The following is a 25,403-nucleotide window of genomic DNA, read 5'->3' on the forward strand; positions in this document are numbered from 1 at the left end:
GGAGCTAGGATATCTATGATTCATTCTAAAACGCCCTTTGTTCTGAAAAATCGTGAAATTAACGCCGTGTTTCAAGTTGGTTTTAAACATGGGGCGATGGGAAGGTACTATCGGTTACAGCATTTGGCTTGGCTGCTCTCAATAAGCCAAAGTTTCTAAAGTTTCCCGCAGATAGGAACGAACCTGCTGATCGATGGTGGCATTTTGCTGCTGACGCTCAAAATTGAGTTCTAGCTGCCAGCGTTGAAATCCTGAACTTGCGCCGATCGCTGATTTGAGACTGCCCCAGATTTCAGAATCTTCGCACAGCTCAATCGGCTCGGCGGCTTGAGGTTCTTGCGCGAGCGGTAGATAATTCGCCATATTGTTATACCTCTGTTTTAATCCCCTGTAAGGATTGAAAGCTGACCTTGACACTCTCTATTATAGATTCTTCTCTCCAGATAGCCAATATAAAATATCCACAACCTGCGATTAAAAATTAAATATTAAGACTATTAATAATCTCTATCCGAAGAGGGGCCTTACCTATTTTTTTCACAGCATACATCTGTACAAATTAAAGTAGCTTAAACTACAATTGTCCCCCTCTTAATTTTTAATTTAACTTTTTTTCGCTCGACTGTTCGGGTAGAGATTTAAGGCCGTTGCTGTCAGCAGGTTGTGGGTTGACAAGACTGCCGACTGACGAATTCCCTATGGCGGATGCTGGCCCAATTGACTCTACGGGTGCAGCCACAGTGGCAGTTGTCTCGGCTGCCAAAGCCGGCAAAAGTCGATCGACTTGCCAAGGCGCGATCGTAAAATCCTGCCGAATTTTTTCTAAAACATGAGGCTTTGTCGCGGCAAATTCTGATTCCGGCGTCAGCAAAACCGCCATGACACTAGCAGACACCTGGAAAAACAAATTGCTAGATAAAAAAGCAGAAGCTGCCAACAACAATCCAGCCCACCGCCAGGAAGGAGGAAAGGGAGCCACCGAAGCCGCCAGGGGGGCCCATCGGTAAAGCTGCCACAAAATTACTGCCAGCAAAACAGCGACAAAAAGAGCGAGTCCTTGATTTAACTTAGTTTTAAACCGAGTCAGAATCCGCTGCTGCACAGAAGTTAAATTCTGCGGTTTTACCGCCACCACTAAAATACTAAAAATGTAAAAAGGGCGGAACCACTGCATCCACAGCACAGGAATAATACCTGCTACAGCCACTAAAAATATTTCTAACCAGACAGGGAGCAGGGGAGAACCCACTGCGAGTCCCAGCAAGCACAGTCCCAGGAAAATCGGCAGTGTAGCCACCCCAGAAAGGTGAATCCACAAAAAAGGATCTGACCAAAAAGAACGCACTTTCAATAATTATGAGTTATGAGTTTTTAATTTTGAGTTTTGATAGTCTAGGACGCACTCTTAACCAATAAACCCGGTGCGAAGACTACATATCTAGCGCTAACACCAAGCATTTTGGGAGGAAACTCGATTGCTGTGCGTAAGTTTTATTGGAGTTTTAAATTTTGAATTTTTAGCAACAGCCAAGACGATGAGGACGTTGTTAATTGCGGACATCTTTGCTTTTATTACTTCTTCCTTCTCTCCTCGATAACTAAAACCTTCTTCCTTCTGCTATAAGTTAAAAACAAAAGTTGCGAGTGATGAGTTTGGGAGTATTGAGTGAAGAGAAGAGTTGCGAGCGATCGGCAATTTGGTTGCGATCGCTCAAAAATTCTCTTCCCCCTCAACACTCATAACTCAAAACTATTGAGAGAGAGTCCGGCGTTTAGTAACCATCCGGTAGGCTTCGATAATATCGCCATCCGCCCAGTCGCTAAAGCCGCTCAAGGAAATGCCGCATTCAAAGCCAGCATTGACTTCCTTGGCATCTTCCTTCATCCGTTTTAGGGAGTCGAGGACACCTTCGTAAACGACATTGTTACCCCGGCGCACCCGCACCTTACAGTTACGGATGACTTTGCCAGAGAGTACCATACATCCAGCCACAGCCCCGCGACCGATCGCGAAGACAGCGCGCACTTCGACTTGACCCAAAGGTTCTTCGACCAGTTCGGGTTCCAGCAGACCTTCCATCGCCCCTTGAATGTCATCCAAGAGGTTGTAGATGATGCTGTATTCCCGCACGTCTACCCCCGCTTGGTCAGCCGCGAGGCGAGCGTCGGTGGCCAGAGTAGTATTGAACCCGATAATTACAGCATTACTGGCTGCTGCGAGGTCAATATCCGTTTCTGTAATTTCCCCAGGAGCAGATAGCAGCAGTCGGAGTTGAACTTCTTTTTGAGGAAGTTGAGTCAGAGCGCCGACAATTGCTTCGAGGGAGCCTTGGACATCTGCCTTCAAGATCAAGTTGAGTTCCTTGAGAACGCCTTCCTTAGCTTGTTGAGAGAAGCCGCTGAGGCTGATCCGGCCGCCTTGCAGCAGGCGTGAATCTCGTCGGGAGGTAGCTCTTCCAGAGGCGATCGCCGCAGCTTCTTTTTCGTTTGCGAAGACATCAAACTCGTCTCCAGCGCGAGGAACTTCCCGCAGCCCTAGCACTTCCACCGCGAAGGATGGAGTTGCTTGCTCTACGCGTTCGCCCCGGTCATCGATCATTGCCCGCACCTTGCCCAAAGCCGAGCCTGCGACCACAATATCGCCCACTCGCAGAGTGCCGTTCTGGACCAGCAGAGTTGCCACAGGCCCCCTTGCCTTGTCGAGGTGAGCTTCAATCACAGTACCCTTAGCCGGTCGGTGCGGGTTGGCGTTGAGGTCTTCCATTTCCGCCACTGTCAGAATCATTTCCAACAGCGTATCCAGGTTTTCGCCTCGGATCGCGCTAACTGGAACCATCGTGATATCGCCGCCCCAGTCATCTGCCACCAAGCCGTACTCAGTAAGCTCTTGCTTCACCCGTTCCGGCTGAGCACCCTCCTTGTCAACTTTATTGATAGCCACGACAATTGGCACTTTCGCCGCTTTCGCGTGGCTGATCGCTTCAATTGTCTGGGGTCGCACGCCGTCGTCCGCCGCCACCACCAAGATGGCGATGTCCGTAACCCGTGTTCCCCGAGCCCGCATCGCTGTAAAGGCTTCGTGACCGGGCGTATCCAAAAATACCACCTGCTGGCTCTTGCCTTCGTGTACCACATCCACGTGGTAAGCACCGATGTGCTGGGTAATGCCCCCAGCTTCTCCCTGAGCCACCTTGGTTTTGCGGATCGAGTCGAGCAAGGTAGTTTTGCCGTGATCCACGTGTCCCATAATCGTTACCACTGGGGGACGGCGTTCGAGGTATTCCAAATCCGCTTCGTCCAGCATCTCGATCACTTTGATAGCTGGGGCTACTTTTTCTGGGGTTTCCACCTCTACGCCCATTTCTTCGGCTACCATTCTCACCGCTGAAATGTCCAAGGTTTCGGTAATGTTGACCGCAATACCTTTAGAGAACAGCCGCTTAATAATTTCGGTTTCGGGAACTGCCAAAGTAATTGCTAGTTCCTGAACGGTCATCGGCCTGCTCAGCAGCAGCTTTTCTGGACGTTCTACCTTAGCTTCGGCTGTTTTGCCCCGGTTGCCGCGTCCCCCACTAGAACCAGAAGAAGAACTTTTATCGTGAGAAGGGCCCGGTCTTTTATTTTTTCCACTGCTTCCGGGTGCGCCCGGAGTTGGTGTTGACTTGGGTGCTGCTTGTGACTTCGCTTTAGCTGGGCGGGCTAGGGACAGGCTGACCGTGACCGGTGCTGGCATATCCAAGCCGTTTTCTAAGTCATCGTCATCCTCGTCTATGGGTTTGAGGCGAGAACGTTTTGCCTTAACAGCCTTAGCAGCTTTTGCAGCATCTGAGTTTTCGTCATCATCTTCTTCCCAAATGACCGATGTCTTTTTGGCAGGACGAGGGAGGGAGGGCCTTTCGAGGAGAGGAATCTCCAGCAACGGCGTATTATCTTCTTCATTGTCATCCGTGTCATCCCCTAGGGCTCCGGTGTCACCGCCGCGGCTACGCAGCCCGGTAGCTGACGTTGCGGGGGCAAGGCTCCGGCGCGGGCCACCGGGCTGGGGTCGAGCGGCCAGTGGAGTTTTTACTGGGCCACCAGCGCCTTCCCGGCGCGGTCTTTGCGCGTCGCGAGATTCGGTAGGAGCTCCCGGTGTCGGTCTGCTGGGCCGGCTCGGTTTAGCCGGCGCTTCCAGAGTTTCTGACTGTTCTGATTGCTCTTGCTCGGTTTTTGCAAGTTTGAGTACCGGCTTATTCCCCAGATTTTGTGGGGTACGGCTAGCCGACTCTGATGCCCCTCTGACTGGCGGCGACGTGAGTTTGGCCGACGGCGCAGGGGGGGCGATCGGCGGTTGCTTGGTGCGTTCGGGAGCCTTTTCCGACGGCGGTTGAGGTGCCGCAGGTGCCTGAGCCTGGGCGGTTGTTTCCGGGGCGATCGCACCTACATTTTCCGAGACTGTTTCCGAGACTGTTTCCGACACTATTTCTGACGGAGCCGCCGAGACTGCGACATTTGGCTTCGACAGTACAGGTCGATTGATATTCGGTTTAGCTGGAGGCTGGAGTTGTTGAGCTGCAGGCGACTTGGGAGGAGTTGCCACGGTTGCCGCCGGCTGATTTTTGTTCTCCTCGTTGCCTGCAGGCTGGGAGTTTGCACCAGCCGGTCGTACTTTTGGACTGCGTATTTCTAAAATTTGCTGCTTTTTTTGTTGGTCGTTAGGGTGAGGGCCAGATTCTCTAGATGGCGCTGCTGCTCTTTCGGGTGGAGCTGGCTTGCCGGGGGAAGAGTGGCTACTGGCTACGTATTTTTCCGCCGTTTTGCGAATGCGCTCTGCTTCGGATTCTGTAATTGTGCTGCTGTGGCTCTTGACTGAAATATTGAGCCGCTCGCATACTGCCAAGATGTCTTTATTATCCAAATTTAGTTCCCGTGATAATTCGTAAATTCTTACTTTGCCGTTGTTCATCCACTCTGCCCTCTTTTGTGCCAACCAGTTTTTACATTGTGATTTTTTGTTCTAATGACGACATCATTCGCTGTGATTGATTCAGTGTCAGGAATCGGGGTTTTGGTACTCGCTCAGCAATTTTATCTAAAAGATGCAACTCGCTGAAGTCTGCGGTTGAAGAATTCTCAAGTCTGTTTGGGAACTTGGAACTCCGAAGTCTGAGTTTTGGCAAAACCCACTCTCTCAAGCTTCAAAGTTTGCCTTTCCACCTTGAGGATACCTCTGCTAGTACCCTACCCTTATCTAATCTGACACAAATCTTTCCAGACTGGTGGGCAGATCGGATTGGGGTTTTATAGCTGGCGCTACCGGTAATTACTGGTAGGGCTGCCAAGAGGGTTTATACAGTCGATGCCGAACTATTGTCGGTTTTTCGTCCGGGTGAGCCAGAGTAAGATGTACAGTCAGATGTGGCTAAACGCTGCCAAAGTGTTTGGTACAGTTCGTCAGACACAGGCGCTTTGAGCGATCGCCCAAGTCGATTTTTTTTCTGAGCTGCTTTGAGGCATTCTGCTTCCCGACAAAGGTAAGCAGAACGGCCCATGCCACGATCTAATTGTACCTGATGAGAAGGATAGAGCCTGACTACTCGCCAAAAAGCTTCCTTAGGAGCTATTTTTCGACAACTTGCACAGCACCGGTAGTTCGGTTTCATTTCTTGTGAGAGGGGAAGTAGGGGGAGAGGGGGGAGTAGGGGACAAGTCCTCCTAGTCTCCCCAAGAGAGAAAATCTTGTAAATGTCACAGTTTTTAGACTGCGGCTTCGGTTTCCTCGGTGGTGGCTGCCTCCTCTTCCTCAAATTCTGCGGTTTCCTCGTCGCTGTCGTAGTCGCCCGCTTCGTCTGCGTCGTAGTCGCCTGCTAGTTCTTCGAGCCTAGTTGCTTCTGCGGCCAATTTGCTGTCTTCGGCGGCGCGATCGTACTTAGCAATATCTTTGATATCGATTTTCCAACCTGTCAGGCGAGCTGCGAGGCGGACATTCTGACCTTCTTTGCCAATGGCAAGACTCAGTTGGTCTTCAGCGACCAAAATGTGAGCTCTCCTGCCTTCTGGAGCAACCAAACGCACTTCATCTACTCTAGCGGGACTCAGAGCGTTAGCAATATAAGTTGCTGGGTCTGGAGACCAGCGGATCACGTCGATTTTTTCGCCGCGCAATTCGTTGACTACTACCTGAATCCGCGATCCCCGCGCTCCGATGCAGGCTCCTACCGGGTCTACGTCGCGATCGAGAGTATCAACTGCTATTTTAGTCCGGGGGCCGACGTGCCGGGAGGGCGGATTTGCCTCCCTAGCTACGGCGACAATCCTCACCACCCCGTCTTCTATTTCTGGTACTTCGTTAGCAAACAGGTAAACCACCAAACCTGCGTCGGCTCTAGAAACAAGTAACTGTGGCCCTCTAGTAGAGCCTTCGCCTACTTTTTTGAGATAAACCTTGAATGTAGCGTTGGCCCGATAATTGTCGTTGGGCAACTGTTCGCGCTTCGGGAGTTCGGCATCTACTTCTGGCTGACCGAAACTGCTGGTAACTGCTAAAATTACCGACTGCCTCTCAAACCTGAGCACCCTTGCTTGAAGAACAGTTTCTTCTAAATCTTTAAACTCTTCTTGAATCATTTTGCGCTGTTGGTCGCGCAGTTTTTGAGCGAGAACTTGTTTGGTCTGGATGGCGGCCATGCGACCAAATTCTTTTTGATTTGGTGTTACGTCTACGAGTACGATGCTCCCAGGCTGAGCTTCCGTGGCTACTTCTTGCACTTCCGTAAGTGAGATTTCGTGATCGGGATTGATGACTTCTTCGACAATAGTTTTGTTGGCTAAAACGCGGAAACCTTCTTGTTCTGCGTCGAGTTCTACATCAAAGTTGTCGAAGTATTCTTCGCTGAAGTGATCGAGTTTTTGTGTACGGCGGTAGCGTTCGTATCCTTTGAGCAGGGCTTCTCGCAAGGCTGCTTGGACGGCGTGTTTGGGTAAATTGCGTTCTTTGCTAATACCTTCGACCATTTCTTTTAGTCCGGGCAGGGGAACCATTGACATATAAAACTCTCCTTTTTTGCTGTGGTAATAAGTAACTGGTAATCGGTAATTGGTACTTGGAAATTTTCAAGAAAAAGTGATGACAGAGGAGTGATGAGTTACTGGATAGGATTAGGGAAGCTAGGTGCAGTAACAATTTATTTGTTGTTCCTCTTCAACCCGCTGCTACAGATGTGATTGTTAAAAATTAACTCGCAGCCAAGCGTTTTCAGCTTGCTGCGAGGCAATCGCAAAACTCAAAACTCAAAACTCAAAACTCAAAATTTCCCTTTACATCTCCTTTCCTTCGTCTAGTTCAACTTTGACAATCTGAGGGCGGGGAATTTTAACCTGTCGCCCTTTTTGATTGAGATAAACCGCTGTTTCATCCCGGCCCAGGAGTAGTCCTTTCCACTCTTTGATTCGCGAGTCCGGTTCGGTGGTTTTGGCTGTCACGGGGAAACCTTTAAAGGTAATAAATTCTCGATCGCTGCTGAGCAATCGGGATATTCCGGGACTGGAAATCTCTAGCACGTAGGCATCGGGTATGATGTCGGCTGCCTCTAACTCAGCATCGAGGGCTGTGCTCATGCGCTCGCAGTCGGCTAAACCAGTGTCTTGTTGGAGGTTGCGGATGTCTACCCGCAACACGGGAGGATTTTGGTTGGTGTGAAACACTGCTCCCACTACTTCCAATCCCAGTGTTTCCGCAACGGGGGTAGCTAAGTCAATGATTTGTGGGATTAGGGGATGAGTCATATCGAATACTTAAGTTAAAACTCCTAAACTCGGACAGGGGCAAGGAAAAATTTGGTGTTGAGATTGCTTGGCTTTGAGGTGGTTTGATTAGGTGGCTGCGACTTTCGTCTTCAACTTTGGGACTTACCCAACATCCCAGCAGGGGATCTCAAGCGGGGGGTACCCTTACTAAATCAGTCCTCAACTTGCAAGTCAGACGCCCCGAGCTCTTTTCCTGCGACTAATGCAACAAAAAAAGTGGGCTTGACCCACTCCTAGGTAAAACAATTTCTTCCAAGAAGTTTGAGGACTTCTTCTGATCGAAGGGAGGCCTCTGTTCTCAGTTTAGCTCGATCGCCCGCCCGGTGACAAACCGAATCGGCATCGGCGGACTGTCCGAGGGCAGAAGAGGAGAGCTGACAGGGGAAATAAGGACGACTCGATCACCGTTTTGGAGCGGGGTGGGGCGAGGGCAAATTCCTGGTTGATACCGAAGCCGGTGCGATCGTCCCTAAAACTGTTGGCGATGGTCACTCAGGCGTTCTAGGACTTGCGATACGGGAGTTTCTTGGGGAAATTCTCATTTTAGTTCGGACAAGCCCTCTGCTTCTTGATAGGTGGCGAAGAGTTTGACAGTGAGGGTGATTGGTAGATTCGACATGAGCGATCCCATGATTAACGGTATATTGACAAAACAGCAAAACTAAGATTTACCCTAAAAAAGTCCCCTTACTAATGCTGGATTGGAAGCTCAATTACAAACTCTACCCCCCATTCGGGCGAGGAAATGCAAGTCAGCTTACCACCATGTTTTCGTTCTACGATCTCACGGCTAATAGACAAACCTAAACCTGTCCCTTTACCTACAGATTTAGTAGTAAACATCGGCGTGAATAAATGCTGCATTACTTCCTGAGTTATGCCAACCCCATTATCAGCAATCCGAATCACCACTCTGTCATCCTGAAGCATTTCAGTGCAGATCCGAATCTGTGGAGTCTCATTGCTCTGTTTGTTTTCCCCGCACAGCGGACAACTAATCGTAGACTCTTCTAAAGCATCAATTCCATTCGCCAATATATTCATAAACACCTGATTGAGTTGCCCCGGATAACACTCTACTAGCGGCAATTCCCCATACTCTTTAATCACTGCAATTCCTGGGAAACTTCCTTTAGGTTTCAGTCGATGCCCTAAAATTAATAAGGTACTATCTAGCCCATCGTGAATATTCACTGGCGTTAGTGCCGATGTATCCAAGCGAGAAAAATTACGCAGTGACATAGAAAGATTGTAAAGTCGCTCTGTTCCGACCGCCATTGAATCAAGAATTTTTGGCAAATCTTCAACAATAAAATCTAACTCACTCTCCTGGGACTTATCCTCAAATTCTGATGTCGAAGTAACATTGTGCTGGCACAGCCGAGTCATTCCGATCAAATCGGCAATATATTCCTTGGCAATAGGGATATTATTGGAGATAAAACTAACTGGATTGTTAATTTCATGAGCTACCCCAGCTACAAGTTGACCAAGGCAAGCCATCTTTTCACTTTGAACGATTTGCACTTGAGCTTTTTTAAGATTATCCAAAGCTTGAGAAAGTTCAGAGGTTCGTTCTTCCACCCGTTTTTCTAACTGCTGCGCGAGCTGATGCAACGCTGCTTCTGCTGCGAGCCTGTCTTCAATTTCCCGTTTGAGAAGCAGATTTTGGGCGGCGAGAGTTTTAGTCAAAGAACGTAGTGTTAAATGGAGATTGACGCGAGCTAAAACCTCCTTTTGTTCAAAGGGCTTAGTAATGTAATCTACAGCCCCTAGATTAAAGCCTTTGACCTTATCTCCTATGTCAGACAGAGCCGTCATAAAAATTACCGAAATTTCGTTCGTCAACGGACTTGCCTTCAGGCGATGGCAGGTTTCAAACCCGTCAATTCCTGGCATCATCACATCTAAAAGAATCAAATCAGGCTGAGTATATTCAGCCTGTTCGATGGCACTTTCACCATCAGTTGCTACCAATATCTCCCATCCCGAACCCGCTAAAGCTTCAGAAAGCACGTCCAGATTGCTAGGATTATCATCGACGATTAAGATGCTACTTGTTTCCATATTTGCTGCCTTCATTCTTTTTCTATTCTGTGGGATGTAATAAACTCTTTTATTTTTTTGACTTGATAGCCTTGGGCTAAATGGCGCAGCTCAACAGCAAAGGACACAAATTTCTGATCCAATTTCTCTAGGTGTTCACTGCGCTTCACAATTCCTTTCACGTTGCCTCTCATCGCCAGTTCAAGTAGGAGTTCAATTTCTCCGGGCGGGGGCGCTACTACAGAGGTCGATTCAGAAAGTGATTGAGTATCTGATGAAAAAGGAATAGTGCTGATTTTTTCATTCTTTTGTTCCTCATATATCCATTCAAGTTTTAAATACTTTTGCAACATCTCAAATAGCTCTTCTGCCTGCACAGGCTTACCGAGAAAATCCTTTGCTCCCCCCTCCAAGCTTTTATGTTGGTCGGTAGCAAATACACTGGCCGATGAAGCAAGGATTGCCACGTCTTTATAGTGTGACAAATTTCGGATACGGCGCATCATCTCAAAGCCATCTAAGACTGGCATCACTAAGTCAGTGATAATCAAATCGAACTTAAACTCTTCTACTTTTTCTAAACCTTCTTGACCGTTTTTAGCTTGGGTTACTTCAAAGCCGAGGGGTTCCAGGAGATTGACAATAACTGAGAGATTTTCCCATTTGTCATCCACAACCAAAACTTTCTGCTTTCTACCTTGGTAGCCAACCAGCTTTCTTTGCTTGGCAATCGTGGCTGTATTTGCCCAGTCTGCCGCTTCCGGTAAATTCAAATCTACCCAAAAAACACTGCCGACTCCTGACTGACTTTTTACTTGAATGGTACTACCCATCATTTCGACAATTTTCTGGCTAATTGTTAAACCGAGTCCGGTTCCTTCCGCCTGACGCTTACTGTCTCCTACTTGTTCAAAAGGCAAAAATATTTTTTTTAATTGTTCTAGTGTCATACCAACGCCAGTATCTTCAATTTGAAACCGAATTTTGTGAATTGGTGAGGCTGGCTTTTGCTCATAGCTTTGTACCTTTTCACCTGTGTGCTTTTCCAGATGTTCTATCTTAAAAGTCACTCGTCCCGAGTCTGTAAACTTAATTGCATTGCTCAGTAAGTTAATTAGTACCTGTCGCAAGCGTTTCTCGTCAGCGTAGATGCCAGCAGGAATTTCCGAACTGGGTTGATAAACAAAAGCAATTCCTTTTTGTTCGGCTCGGATGCGGCAGATTTCCGCGACTCCCTGCAAAAAGGAAGGAAAATGGAAATCTTTCGCGTACAGTTCCAATTTCTGAGCTTCAATTTTAGCGAGGTCTAAGATGTCATTGATCAGGGTTAACAGGTGGGAACCACACTGGTGAATAATACTGATACCTTGGATATCTTTCGGAGCCATCGTTGTTGAGCGTTCTAGGATTTGAGCGTATCCTAAAATTCCATTTAGTGGCGTTCTCAATTCGTGACTCATATTCGCTAAAAATTCACTTTTAGCTTGGTTGGCAGTATCAGCGATTTGTTTGGCTTCCCTGAGTTCGGCGGTGCGTTCTTCTACTCGGATTTCTAGCTCGGAATTGGTCTTGGCTAGCGCCTCAAAGGATTCGCGCAACTGTTGTGCCATAAGGTTGAAAGACTGACCCAGAACTTCTAGTTCTTCTACGCCTTTTACCTGCACATTTTTCTCTAAGTCGCCACTGGCGATCGCCCTAGAAGCTGCACTCAAACGGAGAAGGGGGCTGGTAATCCAGCGTGCGGTTAAGATTCCCAAAACGGTAGCCAGCGCCAAGGCTCCCAAACACAACAAAATGGTAGTCTGGGTATTGGCGTTAATTTGATCCATGAAATCGCTTTCAGGAACTACGACGACGATCAGCCAGTCCAATCCTCGGCTATCTTGAAAGGGCATAACTTGGAGGAATTGTCGCTGGCCGGCGATCGTAAAATCCAATTGCTGAGATCTGCTAATTTTAGTGAGGTTGCCAAAGCGTTCTTTTAAATGCGCTGTTGTCAGCCGAATTAGATCATCTGTGCTGTCTAAAGCATTCAGGCGATCGAGCTTGTCATTGTTGGTGATAAATGCTTCTTTGAGAGTTGAACTGGCTACTAGGAGTCCAGAACGCTCCATAATGAATGTCTGTCCCGATCGACCGATGTTTAAGCTGTGCAGGAAGTCACTGAGGAAAGAGATTAGAAAATTAGCAACGAATACCCCGCGCAGCTCGCCACTTTCGTCATAAACTGGATGTCCGGCAGGAAGCGAGAGCGTTTTCTGACCTACAAGCGAAAAAATTTCGCTCCATGTAGGCTTGCCTAAGCGTACACTGTCTTTATACCATGAACGGCTAAGTATATTGTAGTTGCGGGAGACTGTTAAAAGCTTCGCTTGATTGCCTTTGCTATCAGATTCATAAATATGAAGTTCATGGCGATGCTCTTTGTCTGCTATTTTAAAAACTACTTTGCCATTCTCTTGGCGTTCAATGGCAATGAATTCTCCAGTTTTAGTTGCAAAACCCATATTGGGCAGAGAAGGAAAAGCTTGAATTTGCTCCCACAAATAGCGCTCCGTACTCTCCAATTCGTCGGGATTTAAGTATCCTAGTCGAATGGCATTGGCATTCAGTTGATTGACGCGAGGGGCTGTATCTAGGTATGTGTTGAGCTGCTGCTGGATACGGGCTGTAATTTCACTTCGCAACTGGCTAGCAACTTCGTTGACTGCTTTTTGCCCGTTGCGTAAGGATAGCCAGCCTGTCAGCCCGACAGCGGCAAATATTTGCAGAACGAATGGAAATACTAAAATTAGGCGCAGGGACACCTTTTTTTTAGAACGGTTTGACAGGAAAGTGCTTGCAGAGGTCTGTGACATTGATTGGTGTTACTCCTGGGGTAACGAGTTTGCGGAAAAATCTCAGTGGATTGAGTGAAATGAGGCTGAGGAAATATATATTATTGAAAAGCAATCTCTAATAGTTAGTGAAAAGTTTGAGACAGTAACTTGCTTAAACAAGGATGGCTACTTACTTATTTTTTATGAAAAGAGTAGAATAAGATCTGACTAAAAATACTGACGTGCCTTATTTTTTACTAGCATTTGTCAAATTTTTTAGCCTTTAGAAAACCAGTTAGCACTCATATCTAATAGATTACTTGGTTTAAACCTATTTGTAGTAATTTTTAACTTTACTTTACAGATTCAGTATAAAAAGTATAATCTCATCAAACTTACATATAAATTGATATAATATACGTCTAAAAAAATTGACCTTTCTCGGTAAAAACATGACACGCCAGCCCGCTGAGAATCCTAACGGCGGTCTAACTCACTACCGCGCTGAAGATGTGATACACAATCCTGCGGATGACTCTCGTAGAGAAGGTCGATCGCACATGAAACTTTACAATTCAAGCCAGTTTCATTTGCAGGAGTTACAGCAGGGTAATTGCTAATTGCTAATTGGGGACGAAAAAAATAAGTAGAGCGGTGGAGCAGAGGGGATTATGACATAGAAGATGGTTAGGGCTATTCTTTTAATTCTGGCAAACTATCTAAGCTGAATCCCCAATGATAGAATTTTGATGGCTGGCAAGGATTTTAAGGTTCTTCAAATCCGAGAGGCTAGGGTTTGTCATCAGTTAATGTAAAGGAAGGTAAAGGAGAGATACAGCCGACTAGAACGATTCGATAGGCAGGACAAATCGCCGTTATGCCCTACGGGATTAACAGTGGGAAAGGATCAAAGATTTGTTGCGCGGAAGTGAAGGTGATGTGAGTGGGACAGTCTGCTTACAATTGGTTGTTCGTGGAAGCGGTGTTGTACCGCTACCGAGGGGGCATCGCATGGGGAGACTTGCCCTAACGCGGGGCTATCCGTTGCAGTTCTTTGGCTTGTTCTAAAATTTTCTCGAAGTCTTCTTCGCTCAACCGCTGAATGTAGTTGATTTTGAACTCTTCTAGGAAGTCGCACAGCAGCAGTTGTATTTCTTGCCAGGTTTGCTGCTGTTGCAGTTCGGTTCCTAAAGCTTGCCCGAAATGTTGGACTAGCTGGCTTGAGAGTTTGATGCTTATGGGGTCTTCGCTGGCGATTTTGAAGGCTTCGTAGGCATCTTGGGGGCCGAGGGTGACTAATTTTGAGAGTTCTGCAACTAATTGCTGTGCTAGCTGTTCGGGCAGGTTTCCCAGGCCGGGTACTTGCTTCCATCCTTGATAGAGGGGGGATTGTTTGAGCAAGCTTTCAATATTGTACCGGAGAAGGGCTTCTAGGTCTGGCTGGATTTGGGGGAGGACTTTGTAGACGGTTATTTGCACGAGATGGGTGGCGATCGCTTCTATTTCATTGATATTGTTGATGTCTAGATAGCGGTGTTTTTGAGATTGAAATAGTTGACGGGCGAGTTCGCCTGTGGTAATTGATTGTTGCATCTGGTTGATCAGTTGAATTACTACAACTTCGGTCAATTCTTGGGCGAAGTTGGCGACGAAACCTCGGCTGATTTGGGTGCGTATGGGTTGGAGATCAGGCATTTTGGCTTGGTGGATGCGAATTGTGACGGGTAATACTCGCAACAGGCGCCAGAATGGAAGCAGTAGGAAGATGTCGTACCATCGCCAGAGCATGGCTGCTCGCCAAGTGACGCTGCGGTGGCGGCGGCCGATCAAGTAGGTACGGGCTAGAAATTCGATCGCGAATATGACAATAAATGGCAGGTCGATTTGCCAGAAGTTATCGATAAATTCGCCATTTTCTCCGATCTCGCGGTAATAGTTGGTGGCGATTAATGGCTTGATTTTAGTGTCAAACCACTTGATTTCTTTTTGCCAGCCTTGTTTGTTTAAATAGTCAGGGCTCCAGAATCTTTGGAATGATTGTTTAGCGGAGTCTTGCGGATTCGGGACGCGATCGCGCATCCGGTCTTTTATTTTTTCTAGAGTGCCGCTTTTTGATGCTACTCGAAAGGGATCTTCGTCGATCATTTTCGCGCTCAGATTGTTTATTTCCTGCAATTTGGCTGCTACTTGGGGAGAAGGCAACCCTGTTTCCACTACTTGAATTTTTAATTCTTCTAAGGTTTCCAGATATTGCTGGGTGTCTCGGTGGGGTTTAATACCTTTAAATGGGTCGTATACTTGAGTAAGAACTGGCAGTTGCCGGAAGTAGAAATCTCGTCCGGGCACGTAAGTTATGTCAAATATTACTAGGCTTAAATTTCCCAGGGCGACCAGTGCCATGAACCGCTCGAACCAAGGTACTTTTGGTAATTTTTTTCGGGTGTTTGGAGTTGGAGAGGGCTGTAGTTTTGGTGTCACTGGCGATTCCTAATTAAGTAGACCGAACGAAATAGATGTAAGTGGTAATAGCTGAAAAAAACAAACAGGAAAAACTGGCTAATTGTCTGGTCGCGCTCGGATTGCGATCGCGGAAGCTAGTCTTTATTTTAACGTGCGTTTGTTGGGGAGTTTTGGATTGTTGATTCCGCCTGGTTAGGTAATAAATTATGCTGCTAAAATATTAAAGCCGATCGAACTTGACGGAAGCTGTGGCTCCCGTTAGTGTGCTTCTCTCTGGCAATAAAATTATATCTCAGGCGGAATCCTCAGTTTTTTTGGCGTTGCAGAGCTCACGGGGCTGGTAATAAATTACTATTTCTGTTTGATCTGGAGGCTCTTTGACCGCTAAATCAAATGTATTGCACGGATCGGAGTCTAAGGTTAGATATGGACTTCGAGTTTGAGGTCAAACCCTCAAGAGAGTTATACTTGCTCAGGGGCAGTCTGGTGAGAGCGCCCCCTCTGATGGCGAGGGTGGCTGCCGCCTCCGTAAGGTTCGAGGTCTCGCCTCTACAAAAACCAGCTCGCGATCGGACTCTTGAATAATATAAAACCCTGAGTATAATTTTGTTCGCATTTTTTTAATATATGACATACTGCCTTAATCTCGATTGCCCAAGAGACAAGCGTCAGAACCCACCAGGCACAAAGTATTGTCTTAATTGTGGTTCCAAGCTGCTGCTAAAAGACCTTTATGGAGCAACTGAACCGCTGCGCGATGGGGGATTTGGCAGGACTTTCCGAGCTGTTAATCATGGAAAATTTGAGGAATTGTGCGTAATCAAACAGTTGTCACCTCCTCAAGAGTTTCAGCGGAAGCCCGGTCATTTTAAAAAATATGTTCGACTGTTTGAGCAAGAGGCAAGGCGGTTATACGAACTGAAGCACCCGCAAATTCCTCAGTTAATTTCTTATTTTGAGGAAGATGGGCGATTGTATTTAGTCCAAGAGTTTATTGATGGCAATAATTTAAAGGATGAGTTAGATAAGTACGGTGCTTATAGCGAAATTAAAACTTGCGAACTGCTGTTAGATTTGCTGCCTTTATTGAAGTTTGTTCACGACAGAAATGTAATTCACCGCGATATTAAGCCTGAGAATGTGATCCGCAGATCTCGCGATCGTAAGTTAGTGCTGATAGATTTTGGGGTTTCCAAACAAGTAGTAGCTGCTGCTCCGACCAAAACAGGAACGAAGTTGGGAACTCCCGGCTACGCGGCTCTAGAACAGCGTCACGGTAGGGCGGTTCCTGCTAGCGACCTTTATAGTTTGGGGGTGACTTGCATTCGCTTGCTGACTTCTGTTATGCCTTATCTGGATATCTACGGGGACATTCACGATGACCTTTACGATCCGCTTGAAGGCCGGTGGCTTTGGAGGGAGGCTTTGCCAAAAGGAACACAAATTAGCGAGGATTTAGGTCAGGTTTTGGATAAGTTGATTCAGGAATATGTTAAAGATCGCTACAAATCGGCTGTGGAAGTTTTGGATGCTTTAAAACCTCCTGTTGTTGTTGTCCCCGTCATGGAAAAGTCGCAGCCGACAACGGTCATCAGTCCTTCGGTTCCGACTCAACCGGTGACTGATACTCCGCTAGTTTCTGTGAATTTAGAGTCGGAAAAAGGTATTGATTATTCTCACTTGGCAAGGCTGCTAGCTGCTAAAAATTGGCGTGGTGCTGATGAGGAAACTTCTGTGAAAATGCTGGAGGTGATGCAGCAAAATTCACGGGGTTATTTGAGTGAGGAAGATATTAGGAAGTTTCCAGCTAAGGATTTGCAGACTATCGATCAACTTTGGGTGCGGCACAGTCACCGCAGATTCGGTTTTTCTGTGCAAAAGGGTTTGTGGCTCAAGTTGGGGGGAAAGCCTGGTGTTTATGATGCTACAGTTTGGGAGAAGTTTGGCGATCGCGTGGGCTGGCGGGTTAACAGCCAGTGGGTATACTATTCGGAGCTGAATTTTACTTCTAAAGCAAAGCCTGGACATTTGCCGGGGGGGACTGTTTTTGGGTGGGAAGGCGGGGTTTTGTGCGGTGTTTTGGGTTTGGGTGGGATCTGGTTTCTGCTGTCGCGGCGGGATTTGTAGAAGGAAGGTAGAAGGTAGAAGGCAAAATTTATTAGTCAGACTGCACCCCAAGCGAAGTCGAAGTGTTAGTCATGAAATATAGCCTTTCTCAGTAACATGAGGTGCACGCTTGATAAGCGGGCATCGGGCATCGGGCATCGGGCATCGGGAATACCTCACTTTATTGAGAACTGCTATAGTTTTGAGTTGGGAATTAAAGTGTTAACAAGTTTTGAGTTTAATCATCTGTTGTGTAGAAAATAGCTCTAAAAAAAGCGACAAATAAGATATAATCACAAACCTTTTTTTTTGTGCTATGTTCTTAGAGAAGGGCAAGTTTGCAAAGTCAAAAGCCAGTCCTCGGCGGTGTCCAACCATGGGGAGTGGCTTTTGCTCCAATTTACCAAGGAGATTTATTTAGTATGTTGCAAGAAAAACGTCTCAAGCCGTGGACTATAGTTCGCTCGCTTCCAAATGTGGAAAAGGTGGTTGTGGGTGAGTTTCGCAGTTGGTCTGATGCAGACGGTCACTTGAAAATTCTCAAGCGGATGGTGCCGGCGGATCGATTGAGTGTTGTGTTCGATCCGGTAGTTCAAGCGTAACGTCGCTGGTAAATTGATCAGCGTGCGATCGCTCTTTGAGCTAAGCGATCGCCTCTTTTTTTAGATACTATTTTTTGACATAAAAAATGCGACCGCTAAACAGGCGATCGCAACTTGAATCATTGTCCTTAACTGCGGCGAATTTCAGTAATTTGGTCGGCAACATCCAAAATTCTTTGGGGCATGGATGGCCCGGTAAAAATCATATCCAAATGATGCGGCTTGCTGTCAATCAATGCCACCACTTCGGCTTCGGGAATCAAGCCCAAATTAACAGCTAAACTCAATTCATCGAGAATAACTAAGGAATAACGACCTTCGCGCACCGCATTTTGAACATATTGCCACAATTGTTCGATCGATCGCGTCTCCAGCTCATCTAAATCAGCATTCTCAATCGAGCGTGACAAATCGCAGCGCACCCAATCTAAATTTTGCCCCAGCCGCACCGGATGCTGATGCCCTTGATTAATTCCCCCTTTGAGGAACTGCACAGCTAGCACGGGAGCTCCCTGTCCTGCAATTCTGAGGGCTTGAGCCATGACACTGGTAAAAAAGCAGCGGTGCGGGCCTGTAAAGACTTGCACCAGCCCTTGAACTGTGTAGGGCAAGCTGTGGTTTAAATTTAGTTTAGGGGTTTGTAACTGAGCAACCATAGGGCAATATTTAATCAGCAACTAAGTCTTGAGTGCAGCTCCGACCTTGGCGTGGCTGAAGCCTGCTTGACAATATATAGTGTACGGGGCCGAGTGCACATCGGATCGAACACTATATATACAAGTTGTCAAAAGCTCGCGGCAGTGGCATTCGCAGTCGTTTGTGCGATTTTTGAACTCTATTAGCACTTACGCAAAAACGGGTTTTTTAGCAAAATACGGCGTGGAGCTTGACATTTATACAGTTATACAGTTATAGGGTGAAAAACCAAGGTGATGAGAGTGTTGCTGCGTCCAGGGCTTTTAAGAAAATGTACACACATCGCGTAAAATTTGAATGTCGCGGCACTAGGAGCAGGGACTGTGAGAGTGGTGATTCTGGGAGGGCCAGGAGCGGGAAAGGGAACTCAGGCTGAACTACTGTGCAGCAATTTGAGCCTTCCTTTGCTGGCTGTGGGGGACATTCTACGGGAGGCGATCGCAGAAGACACAGATTTAGGCAAGCTGGCGGTGTCTTATGTAGAAAGAGGGGAATTAGTTCCCGACGCAACTATGATTGAATTCTTTCGCCGCCGGCTGCTGCTGTGGGATGTCTTTAATGGCTGGGTGTTGGAGGGCTATCCGCGAACGGCTTTTCAAGCTGAGGAGTTGGATTTTTTATTAGAGGATTTGGCTCAGGAGCTAGATTGGGCAGTTTGGCTGAAAGTGCCGATCGAGGTTTTGCTGAGCAGGTCGATCGAGCGCGATCGATCGGATGACCACCCTGAAATATTACAGCGTCGCCTCGATTTGTTCCACGAACGCACTATTCCTCTTTTAGAGTATTACGAATACCGCAACAAACTGTTAACTGTGGATGGCGATCAATCCCCTGAAAAAGTCCAGCAGGATATTCTTCAATTGATCGAGGATAAGGGCCAATCGTCATAGGATTTTAGATTTTAGATTGTAGATTGAATGACTGCATATTTACCGAATCAACAAAGCCGGAAGATTAATCACCAATTTTAAATTTTTAATGCCCAATTACCCATTACCAATCACCTAAATATTATGTCTTTCCAGCGTCCAGATGGCAGACAACCAAATCAACTTCGTCCGATTAGTTTCGATCGACAGTTTACTAAATTTGCTAGCGGTTCCGTGCTAGCAAAAAGTGGCGATACTCAGGTACTTTGCAGCGTTACAATCAAGCCGGGAGTGCCGAGATTTCTGGAGAATACCGGGCAAGGTTGGCTGACAGCGGAATACCGAATGTTGCCTGGTTCTACCCCGCAGCGACAAGAGCGGGAATTTATGAAATTATCGGGACGAACTCAAGAGATTCAGCGGTTGATTGGGCGCAGTTTGCGATCGTGCTTGGATATGCAACTATTGGGGGAACGCACCATACTTGTGGATGCGGATGTTTTGCAAGCTGACGCGGGGACTCGCACGACTTCAATTACTGGCGGGTTTGTGGCTGTGGCTGATGCTTTGAATAAGTTGGTGCAAAAAGGTGATTTGGTGCGATCGCCCTTGATTCGCCAAGTGGCGGCCGTATCTGTGGGGCTTTTGGAAGGCCAGCCATTTTTAGATTTGAATTATCTTGAAGATGTCGCCGCTGAAATTGATTGTAATGTGGTAATGAATGGAGATTTGAATATCATCGAAATTCAGGGAACTGCGGAAGAGGGAAGTTTTAGCCGGAGTCAGTTAAATCAAATTTTGGATTTGGCAGAAACTGGGATTCAGGAATTGTTGGAGGCTCAGCGGCAAGCTCTTTAGACCGATTGATTTTAAACCCAATTGTTGGAGATGTCTGTTTGAATTTACCGTTGGGTGGGGACGGGTTTTCCGGTCTTGATGGCAACCGGAAATATTTTTGGTGAAAGCCACCCCTACAGATTTATTTACATTACACTTGACAAAAGTTGCGGTAAATGCTAAATCTAGAAAAATATACGGGGCGTTGATCACTCTGCCCTCCGAGTAGTAAAATCTACGTGATTAATGCAGGGACGCGAACAGCCATTGCTTTCAACTCCCCAAAACCTTTGATGCCGTCAGGCGATTAACTAAATTATTCCCGAGCAGGCTAGTGAATACTACCTCTCTAAAAAATCAAATGTCTGCACTCCGAGTAACAAGTTCGACAGACATTTCTTTCAGAGTAAATGGCTTAGAACTCCCAGCAGACCACGGTTACGGGCTGTTTGCAGCGATTTGTGAAGTAGTGCCGATGTTGCGGGCCGATCGCACAATTCGGCTGCTGACGGTGGCGGGATATCCAGACAGACAGGGGAAAATTACTCTCAAGCGCGAGATCGGGCGATCGTCGCGAATGCGGATCAGGGTGGCTGCAGAAAACGCGCACCATTTCTTTAAACTCGGTGGCCGGCAATTGTCTGTGGGCATCCACCAAGTCGTGCTGGGAGTGCCGACAATATTGCCCTTAAAGCCTGCTGCTGACTTGTTTGCTCGGGTTGTGGTGATTTCTGGCTACGAACAGCAGGATTATTTTTTAGCGGCGGTGAATCGGCAACTGAAAGCGCTGGGAGTGCGATCGGGCAATGCTGAAATTCCCCTCAATCAATACGGCGAAATCGCCAGAAAAACTATCAAAGTTAAGGGCGATACAAAAGTAGGTTATTCGGTGAAAATATCCGGGCTTACTGATGAAGATTCTTTGTTGGTGCAGCATAACGGTATTGGCGGCAAAGGACACATGGGAGGTGGCTTTTTTGTGCCTCACTGGGAGGCTAAATGAAAGTGAATTTTCCCCGACTTTTTGCTAAGTCTTTGCCCAAGGATTTTTCACGGCTGCCTAAAGAAATTCAGTCAGCTCACTTTTTGCCCGGACATACTGCTGCGGTGTACTGTTCTGCTGAAATCATTCTCAACCGATTGCTGCCGATTATGTTGCGTCAATTAGGTTTGGGCGATGAATGGGCGAAATTGCTGCTGAAAACAACTTTGATGGGATGCTACATTCACGATTGGGGGAAAGCCAACCAGCACTTTTTGGGATTGATGGCAACCGAGTCAGTGCATTTCAAAATAAACGAGCCTGAATGGTTGCAAACGATTAAACCAAAATTGCCAACTAACGAGAGAAATCAAGTCGAACAGATAATCCGTCACGAAATTTTGAGCGGGATTTTGGTGCTGCAAGTTCCCGAACTTAGGCAGTGGCTGGAAAGTTCCGAAGATGTCGATTTGTTGGTGGCTGTTTGGGGGGCGATCGGACACCATCTCAAAGTCGAGCCTACAGAGAAATTTGTCAAAACTAAGGGCTGCGGCAATGCCCCGCTTTATGTATTTTGCCAGCACAAAATTCCTTCTAAACCAGATTCAAAACCCGTCCGAGATGATTTTAGGGCGCTGCTCAAAATTGGGACTGGCAGCCAGTTAAAATTGCCGCCACAACTACCCAATGTCAAAAAATCAAATTGGACGCAGGAGGAACTAAAATATGCTGTTGAGGCAGTAACGGACGAATGCGAAGCAATGGCAAAAACTGTGGGGCGAAATAGCGATCGCCAGCGGTTCATTGCCGCAGTGAAAGCGACTGTCATTGCAGCGGATATCGCAGGTTCTGCGGTGCCCGAAATCGCAAATCAGCGGCAATGGTTGAGGCAAGTTTTGGAGCAAGTATTGAGCCGGGAAGATTTAAAGCAGGTTATCGATTCCCGGCTCAATAAAAAGCACCCGCGGGGTTTTCAAAAGTCTGTGGCTGCGACCAAAAGTAGAATTACTTTAGTTAAAGCTGGTTGCGGAACTGGTAAAACAATTGCTGCTTATTTGTGGGGATTAAATTGGGCAATTAATAGAAAGCTGTTTGTGCTTTATCCTACTACGGGGACGGCTACTCAGGGCTTTTTGGATTACGGCACTTTGACTGAAGCTGAAACAGCTTTAATGCACTCTCGATCGAACATCGATTTAGAGGTGTACCAAGCTTTGATTAATGAAAATGACGACCACGTTGAAAATGAGTCGAGACTGCAAAGTTTCAAAGCTTGGATTGCCAAACTCATCGTCGGCACGGTAGATTCAGTTTTGGGATTGATGCAGAACAACCGCAAGCCGATTTATGCGTGGATTGCGATCGCCCAAGGTGCTTTTGTTTTTGATGAAGTTCACGCTTACGATGACAAATTGTTTAGCGCTTTGCTGAGATTTATCCAGACGTTTAAAGGCGCCCCGATTTTGCTGATGAGCGCTAGTTTCACTCAGGAACAATTGGCAAAAATCTACGCTACCGTGGCGGAGTTGGGCGAAGAGATGACCGAGATAGAAGGTCCCAAAGATTTGGAGGATTTGCCGCGCTATCAATTTCAAGTAATTGAAAGTTCCACCGATGTCATGGTGGATGTCGCGGCTGCTTTAGCAGCCAATCAAAAGGTTTTGTGGGTCAACAATTCTGTAAAAAGTTGCGTTGACACTTACAATTTTGCGGTGAATGAGTTAGTTAAGTACCCGAATTTAGATTTTTTGCCTTTAGTTTACCACGCTCGATATCGGTACAAAGATCGGGTCGATCGCCATTTTCAAGTCATGTCAGCTTTTTCGCAGCAAACTAAAGGTGTGCTGGCTGTTACCAATCAAATCTGCGAAATGTCCCTCGATTTGAGTGCCGATTTGCTGATAACGCCATTTGCAATTTTTGCGGCGCTGATTCAGCGGCTGGGGCGGCTTAACAGGCAAGTTGAGTTTGATGTGGCTGGCAATTTGGTACTCGCATCGGGACGAATTTGCCAAGCTATCTTTTATGCGCCTGACACGGAAAAACCCTATACGAAAGAGCAGGTAAAATCTGGTCAAGAATTCGTTCGAGAACTTGCAGACTTGGGGGAGATTTCCCAGACTGATTTAATGAATGCGGCTCTCAAAATCACCGGCGAACCGATCGCCGAATATGACTCTGCATGGCTTGACGGCTTGTGGTGTACCAGTCGCGAATCTTTGCGAGAGCCTGGTAATACCATTAATGTGATTTTAGCAGAAGATAGGCAAAATATTGAGAAAATTGCAGAGGAAAAAAGGGCGAAAAAAGGCATCAGTAAAAATAAGGCTTTGGCTGAGGAAGCACTAAAATGGGCAGTTCCGGTGCGGCTTCCCCGTCCTATTTCTCAACTCACAGATTGGAAAAAATTTCAAAAATTTTATCCGATCGCCCCAACAGATGCCGTGATTTACAGTGAGGTAACGGGAGCTTGTGAACAGTACAAATGTTGAAATTGTTCTTAACTTGCACAGCCCGCATTATACGGATATGCACGCGGCGGGTTTGGCTGGTTTGTGGATGACTTTAAAGCAATTTAATCGGGAGGGAATTAGTTATGATAAACTGAAATGGGAGCTTGGCGAATATGAAGTCGTGCTGAATATTCAAGGGAGTCATTTAGAGGCGATTGAATGGTTGATTCAACAGTCGTTTTTGCTGAATGACGGATTGATTGGATTCCGGGCAATCGATTCGGGAAATCTCTTGGCGGAGTCGAGAGTGGCGCGGCATCAAGGATTGTTGAATACTTTTTTGCAGCAAGGGATACTTTCTAAAAGCGACGGCATAAAATCTCAATCTTTTGAGATTGATGAGGGCGAGTTGCCGCTAATAGTAAGTTACAAGTCGCTAACTGAATACAGCCATCAAAAGTTTGCTAAAAATTTGTGCGATCGCGCGGGTTTCCTGCTAGAGAAACCCTTGGCAGTAGCGGGCTGGCTGAATCCAGGCGCTACAGTCAAACACACTGCTTTTACAGGCAAAACGAGCATCGAACAAAACGCTTTAGATGCTTTAGTCTTGCTTTACGCGCCCGTAGTTTGCTGTTATTTCAAAATTCGATCCTTCGCAAAAGGAGAAAAAGCATCTGCAGCTTTGATAATTCCTGAAATCTTGAATCTCAAACAGTTTGCTGAAACTAGAATGAGTTACGCCAAACGCCATCAAGCGTACAAAAATTTTCATGCTTCCGGGATTGGAGATGCAGCGCTGCGTTTTTTAGTGACTTACGAATCCGCAGTAGAGATTGCAAAAACTTACAAAGTTAGCCGCTGTCGCGCTGTGATTTTTGGGAAAACGCCGTGGAATCAAAAGCAAAAATCTCCGACGGACAAGTATTCCGTAACTGCGGATGCAAAAATCTGTGCCGCTTATCAGAAAGCGCAAAATGCTTTCAAGGATAAGTATGTAGTTTACGGAGATTCGGGCAGTGCCATTGTCCCCAGCTTGGCTAAAGGTTTAATCGCTGATGCTTTGATTAAACACCTTCCTTGGTACGGAGAATTGGCGGCGAAAATAACTAGCAAAGAATTGTTCGATCGAGTGTGTTATGAAAGTAAAGGATTTCGAGATATGGTAGAATATGCGGAGTGGAAAGAAGCATCCCACGGGCGGTTTGTTGAGGCTTGTCACGATGCTTTGAGAGGAATTTACGCTGGTTCTTTTAAGCAAGGAAATGCTGAAGCCAAGCGCCAAAATGCTAGCGAAGAACACGGGAAAAATTTAGGTGAAAAGCGGATATCAGATGAGCGGGAAAAAGTGCGATCGAAAATGATTCGCTGCAAAAACTTTTCCGCATTCTGTTCTTTCATCACGGAATTTTGGTCGAAAGCAGGCTTTTCGCGAGTGCAGCAAGAATATCAAGCAGAATTGTGGAATTTAGTATTAGATGATTGGGAAATGGCAAGAAATTTAGTTTTGCTTTCCCTTGTCAGTTACAAAGGCAGGAAATCTCCTGAATCGCCGCCTGAATTGCCAAGCAGCAATCGGGTGCAGGCTGAAGATTCTGATGTTGATTTAGATGAGGATGATGGGGATGAGGAAGAAGAAGATGACGATGATGATGATGATGATGGTGATGGTGAAAGCGTACCTTTGCCATCATCCCTTCGCAATTTACGTTAGGCAGAACTTACACACACACTATATCTGTAACTGAGGA

General features: G+C 46.6%; 18 protein-coding genes and 1 pseudogene. 9 read left to right on the forward strand and 10 right to left on the reverse strand.

Translation table 11 applies throughout. From position 1 onward, the window contains the following. Window positions 1-138 precede the first annotated feature (138 nt). The 8 genes from QUA25_RS20545 to QUA25_RS20580 form a co-directional block, all read right to left on the reverse strand. Window positions 139-363, reverse strand: coding sequence for a hypothetical protein (locus QUA25_RS20545; protein ID WP_333040946.1), 225 nt, complete (start codon window positions 361-363; stop codon window positions 139-141). A 235-nt stretch (window positions 364-598) separates the two neighbouring features. Further along, window positions 599-1,345, reverse strand: coding sequence for a low-complexity tail membrane protein (locus tag QUA25_RS20550; RefSeq protein ID WP_333040947.1), 747 nt, complete (start codon window positions 1,343-1,345; stop codon window positions 599-601). 405 nt (window positions 1,346-1,750) lie between these two features. Continuing rightward, entirely contained in the window at window positions 1,751-4,945 is a 3,195-nt protein-coding gene (gene infB / locus QUA25_RS20555) for a translation initiation factor IF-2 (protein WP_333040949.1), read from the reverse strand. Between the two features lie 382 nt (window positions 4,946-5,327). Continuing rightward, the gene (locus QUA25_RS20560; RefSeq protein ID WP_333040950.1) at window positions 5,328-5,642 is read right to left on the reverse strand and encodes a YlxR family protein; all 315 of its coding nucleotides are present in this window, start codon (window positions 5,640-5,642) and stop codon (window positions 5,328-5,330) included. A 94-nt stretch (window positions 5,643-5,736) separates the two neighbouring features. After that, window positions 5,737-7,026, reverse strand: coding sequence for a transcription termination factor NusA (gene nusA / locus QUA25_RS20565; RefSeq protein ID WP_333040951.1), 1,290 nt, complete (start codon window positions 7,024-7,026; stop codon window positions 5,737-5,739). Between the two features lie 270 nt (window positions 7,027-7,296). Then, window positions 7,297-7,764 (reverse strand): ribosome maturation factor RimP, encoded by a 468-nt coding sequence (gene rimP / locus QUA25_RS20570; protein WP_333040953.1) that lies wholly within the window; start codon window positions 7,762-7,764, stop codon window positions 7,297-7,299. 711 nt (window positions 7,765-8,475) lie between these two features. Beyond that, window positions 8,476-9,867, reverse strand: a complete 1,392-nt coding sequence (locus tag QUA25_RS20575; RefSeq protein WP_333040954.1) for a response regulator — start codon at window positions 9,865-9,867, stop codon at window positions 8,476-8,478. Continuing rightward, a complete protein-coding gene (locus tag QUA25_RS20580; RefSeq protein WP_333040955.1) occupies window positions 9,864-12,689 on the reverse strand; it encodes an ATP-binding protein in 2,826 nt (941 codons plus the stop codon). The genes QUA25_RS20575 and QUA25_RS20580 overlap by 4 nt, the downstream gene beginning before the upstream one ends. A gap of 413 nt (window positions 12,690-13,102) precedes the next feature. On the opposite strand from QUA25_RS20580, the gene QUA25_RS20585 reads away from it, so the two are divergent. Next, window positions 13,103-13,270, forward strand: a complete 168-nt coding sequence (locus QUA25_RS20585; RefSeq protein WP_333040956.1) for a hypothetical protein — start codon at window positions 13,103-13,105, stop codon at window positions 13,268-13,270. 286 nt (window positions 13,271-13,556) lie between these two features. Then, window positions 13,557-13,677: pseudogene (locus QUA25_RS20590) on the forward strand (IS5/IS1182 family transposase); the annotation flags it as partial. On the opposite strand, the gene QUA25_RS20595 reads toward QUA25_RS20590, so the two are convergent. Next, window positions 13,677-15,128 (reverse strand): hypothetical protein, encoded by a 1,452-nt coding sequence (locus QUA25_RS20595; protein ID WP_333040957.1) that lies wholly within the window; start codon window positions 15,126-15,128, stop codon window positions 13,677-13,679. The pseudogene QUA25_RS20590 and the gene QUA25_RS20595 sit on opposite strands and share 1 nt — an antisense overlap. Before the next feature lie 609 nt (window positions 15,129-15,737). On the opposite strand from QUA25_RS20595, the gene QUA25_RS20600 reads away from it, so the two are divergent. Both QUA25_RS20600 and QUA25_RS20605 read left to right on the forward strand, forming a co-directional pair. After that, window positions 15,738-17,237, forward strand: a complete 1,500-nt coding sequence (locus QUA25_RS20600) for a GUN4 domain-containing protein (protein ID WP_333040958.1) — start codon at window positions 15,738-15,740, stop codon at window positions 17,235-17,237. A gap of 317 nt (window positions 17,238-17,554) precedes the next feature. Next, window positions 17,555-17,818, forward strand: a complete 264-nt coding sequence (locus QUA25_RS20605) for a hypothetical protein (protein WP_333040959.1) — start codon at window positions 17,555-17,557, stop codon at window positions 17,816-17,818. Between the two features lie 128 nt (window positions 17,819-17,946). Here QUA25_RS20605 and QUA25_RS20610 read toward each other — a convergent pair whose 3' ends face one another. Then, window positions 17,947-18,474: a P-loop NTPase family protein gene (locus tag QUA25_RS20610; protein ID WP_333040960.1), complete on the reverse strand. Its 528-nt coding sequence runs from the start codon at window positions 18,472-18,474 to the stop codon at window positions 17,947-17,949. A gap of 363 nt (window positions 18,475-18,837) precedes the next feature. Here QUA25_RS20610 and QUA25_RS20615 point away from each other — a divergent pair, with 363 nt between their 5' ends. The 5 genes from QUA25_RS20615 to cas8a1 all read left to right on the forward strand — a co-directional run bounded on the left by QUA25_RS20615 (window position 18,838) and on the right by cas8a1 (window position 25,366). Further along, complete coding sequence (locus QUA25_RS20615) at window positions 18,838-19,404, forward strand: nucleoside monophosphate kinase (protein ID WP_333040961.1); 567 nt, start codon at window positions 18,838-18,840, stop codon at window positions 19,402-19,404. A 123-nt stretch (window positions 19,405-19,527) separates the two neighbouring features. Further along, complete coding sequence (rph, locus tag QUA25_RS20620) at window positions 19,528-20,241, forward strand: ribonuclease PH (RefSeq protein WP_333040962.1); 714 nt, start codon at window positions 19,528-19,530, stop codon at window positions 20,239-20,241. 340 nt (window positions 20,242-20,581) lie between these two features. Further along, window positions 20,582-21,223, forward strand: coding sequence for a type I-MYXAN CRISPR-associated protein Cas6/Cmx6 (gene cas6, locus QUA25_RS20625; protein WP_333040963.1), 642 nt, complete (start codon window positions 20,582-20,584; stop codon window positions 21,221-21,223). Continuing rightward, window positions 21,220-23,694: a CRISPR-associated helicase Cas3' gene (gene cas3, locus QUA25_RS20630; protein ID WP_333040964.1), complete on the forward strand. Its 2,475-nt coding sequence runs from the start codon at window positions 21,220-21,222 to the stop codon at window positions 23,692-23,694. Before cas6 ends, cas3 begins: the two co-directional genes overlap by 4 nt. Next, window positions 23,675-25,366, forward strand: coding sequence for a type I-MYXAN CRISPR-associated Cas8a1/Cmx1 (cas8a1, locus tag QUA25_RS20635; RefSeq protein ID WP_333040966.1), 1,692 nt, complete (start codon window positions 23,675-23,677; stop codon window positions 25,364-25,366). Before cas3 ends, cas8a1 begins: the two co-directional genes overlap by 20 nt. The last annotated feature ends 37 nt before the right edge of the window (window positions 25,367-25,403 follow it).

Source organism: Microcoleus sp. Pol17C6, assembly GCF_036701145.1.
Classification (GTDB): Bacteria; Cyanobacteriota; Cyanobacteriia; order Cyanobacteriales; family Microcoleaceae; genus Microcoleus.

Excerpts from the sequence above, each read along its gene's own strand:
- QUA25_RS20545 (WP_333040946.1), bottom strand. The coding sequence starts at position 363 with ATGGCGAATTATCTACCGCTCGCGCAAGAACCTCAAGCCGCCGAGCCG.
- infB (WP_333040949.1), bottom strand. The coding sequence starts at position 4,945 with ATGAACAACGGCAAAGTAAGAATTTACGAATTATCACGGGAACTAAAT.
- QUA25_RS20560 (WP_333040950.1), bottom strand. The coding sequence starts at position 5,642 with ATGAAACCGAACTACCGGTGCTGTGCAAGTTGTCGAAAAATAGCTCCT.
- nusA (WP_333040951.1), bottom strand. The coding sequence starts at position 7,026 with ATGTCAATGGTTCCCCTGCCCGGACTAAAAGAAATGGTCGAAGGTATT.
- rimP (WP_333040953.1), bottom strand. The coding sequence starts at position 7,764 with ATGACTCATCCCCTAATCCCACAAATCATTGACTTAGCTACCCCCGTT.
- QUA25_RS20575 (WP_333040954.1), bottom strand. The coding sequence starts at position 9,867 with ATGAAGGCAGCAAATATGGAAACAAGTAGCATCTTAATCGTCGATGAT.
- QUA25_RS20580 (WP_333040955.1), bottom strand. The coding sequence starts at position 12,689 with ATGTCACAGACCTCTGCAAGCACTTTCCTGTCAAACCGTTCTAAAAAA.
- QUA25_RS20585 (WP_333040956.1), top strand. The coding sequence starts at position 13,103 with ATGACACGCCAGCCCGCTGAGAATCCTAACGGCGGTCTAACTCACTAC.
- QUA25_RS20600 (WP_333040958.1), top strand. The coding sequence starts at position 15,738 with ATGACATACTGCCTTAATCTCGATTGCCCAAGAGACAAGCGTCAGAAC.
- QUA25_RS20610 (WP_333040960.1), bottom strand. The coding sequence starts at position 18,474 with ATGGTTGCTCAGTTACAAACCCCTAAACTAAATTTAAACCACAGCTTG.
- rph (WP_333040962.1), top strand. The coding sequence starts at position 19,528 with ATGTCTTTCCAGCGTCCAGATGGCAGACAACCAAATCAACTTCGTCCG.
- cas6 (WP_333040963.1), top strand. The coding sequence starts at position 20,582 with ATGTCTGCACTCCGAGTAACAAGTTCGACAGACATTTCTTTCAGAGTA.
- cas3 (WP_333040964.1), top strand. The coding sequence starts at position 21,220 with ATGAAAGTGAATTTTCCCCGACTTTTTGCTAAGTCTTTGCCCAAGGAT.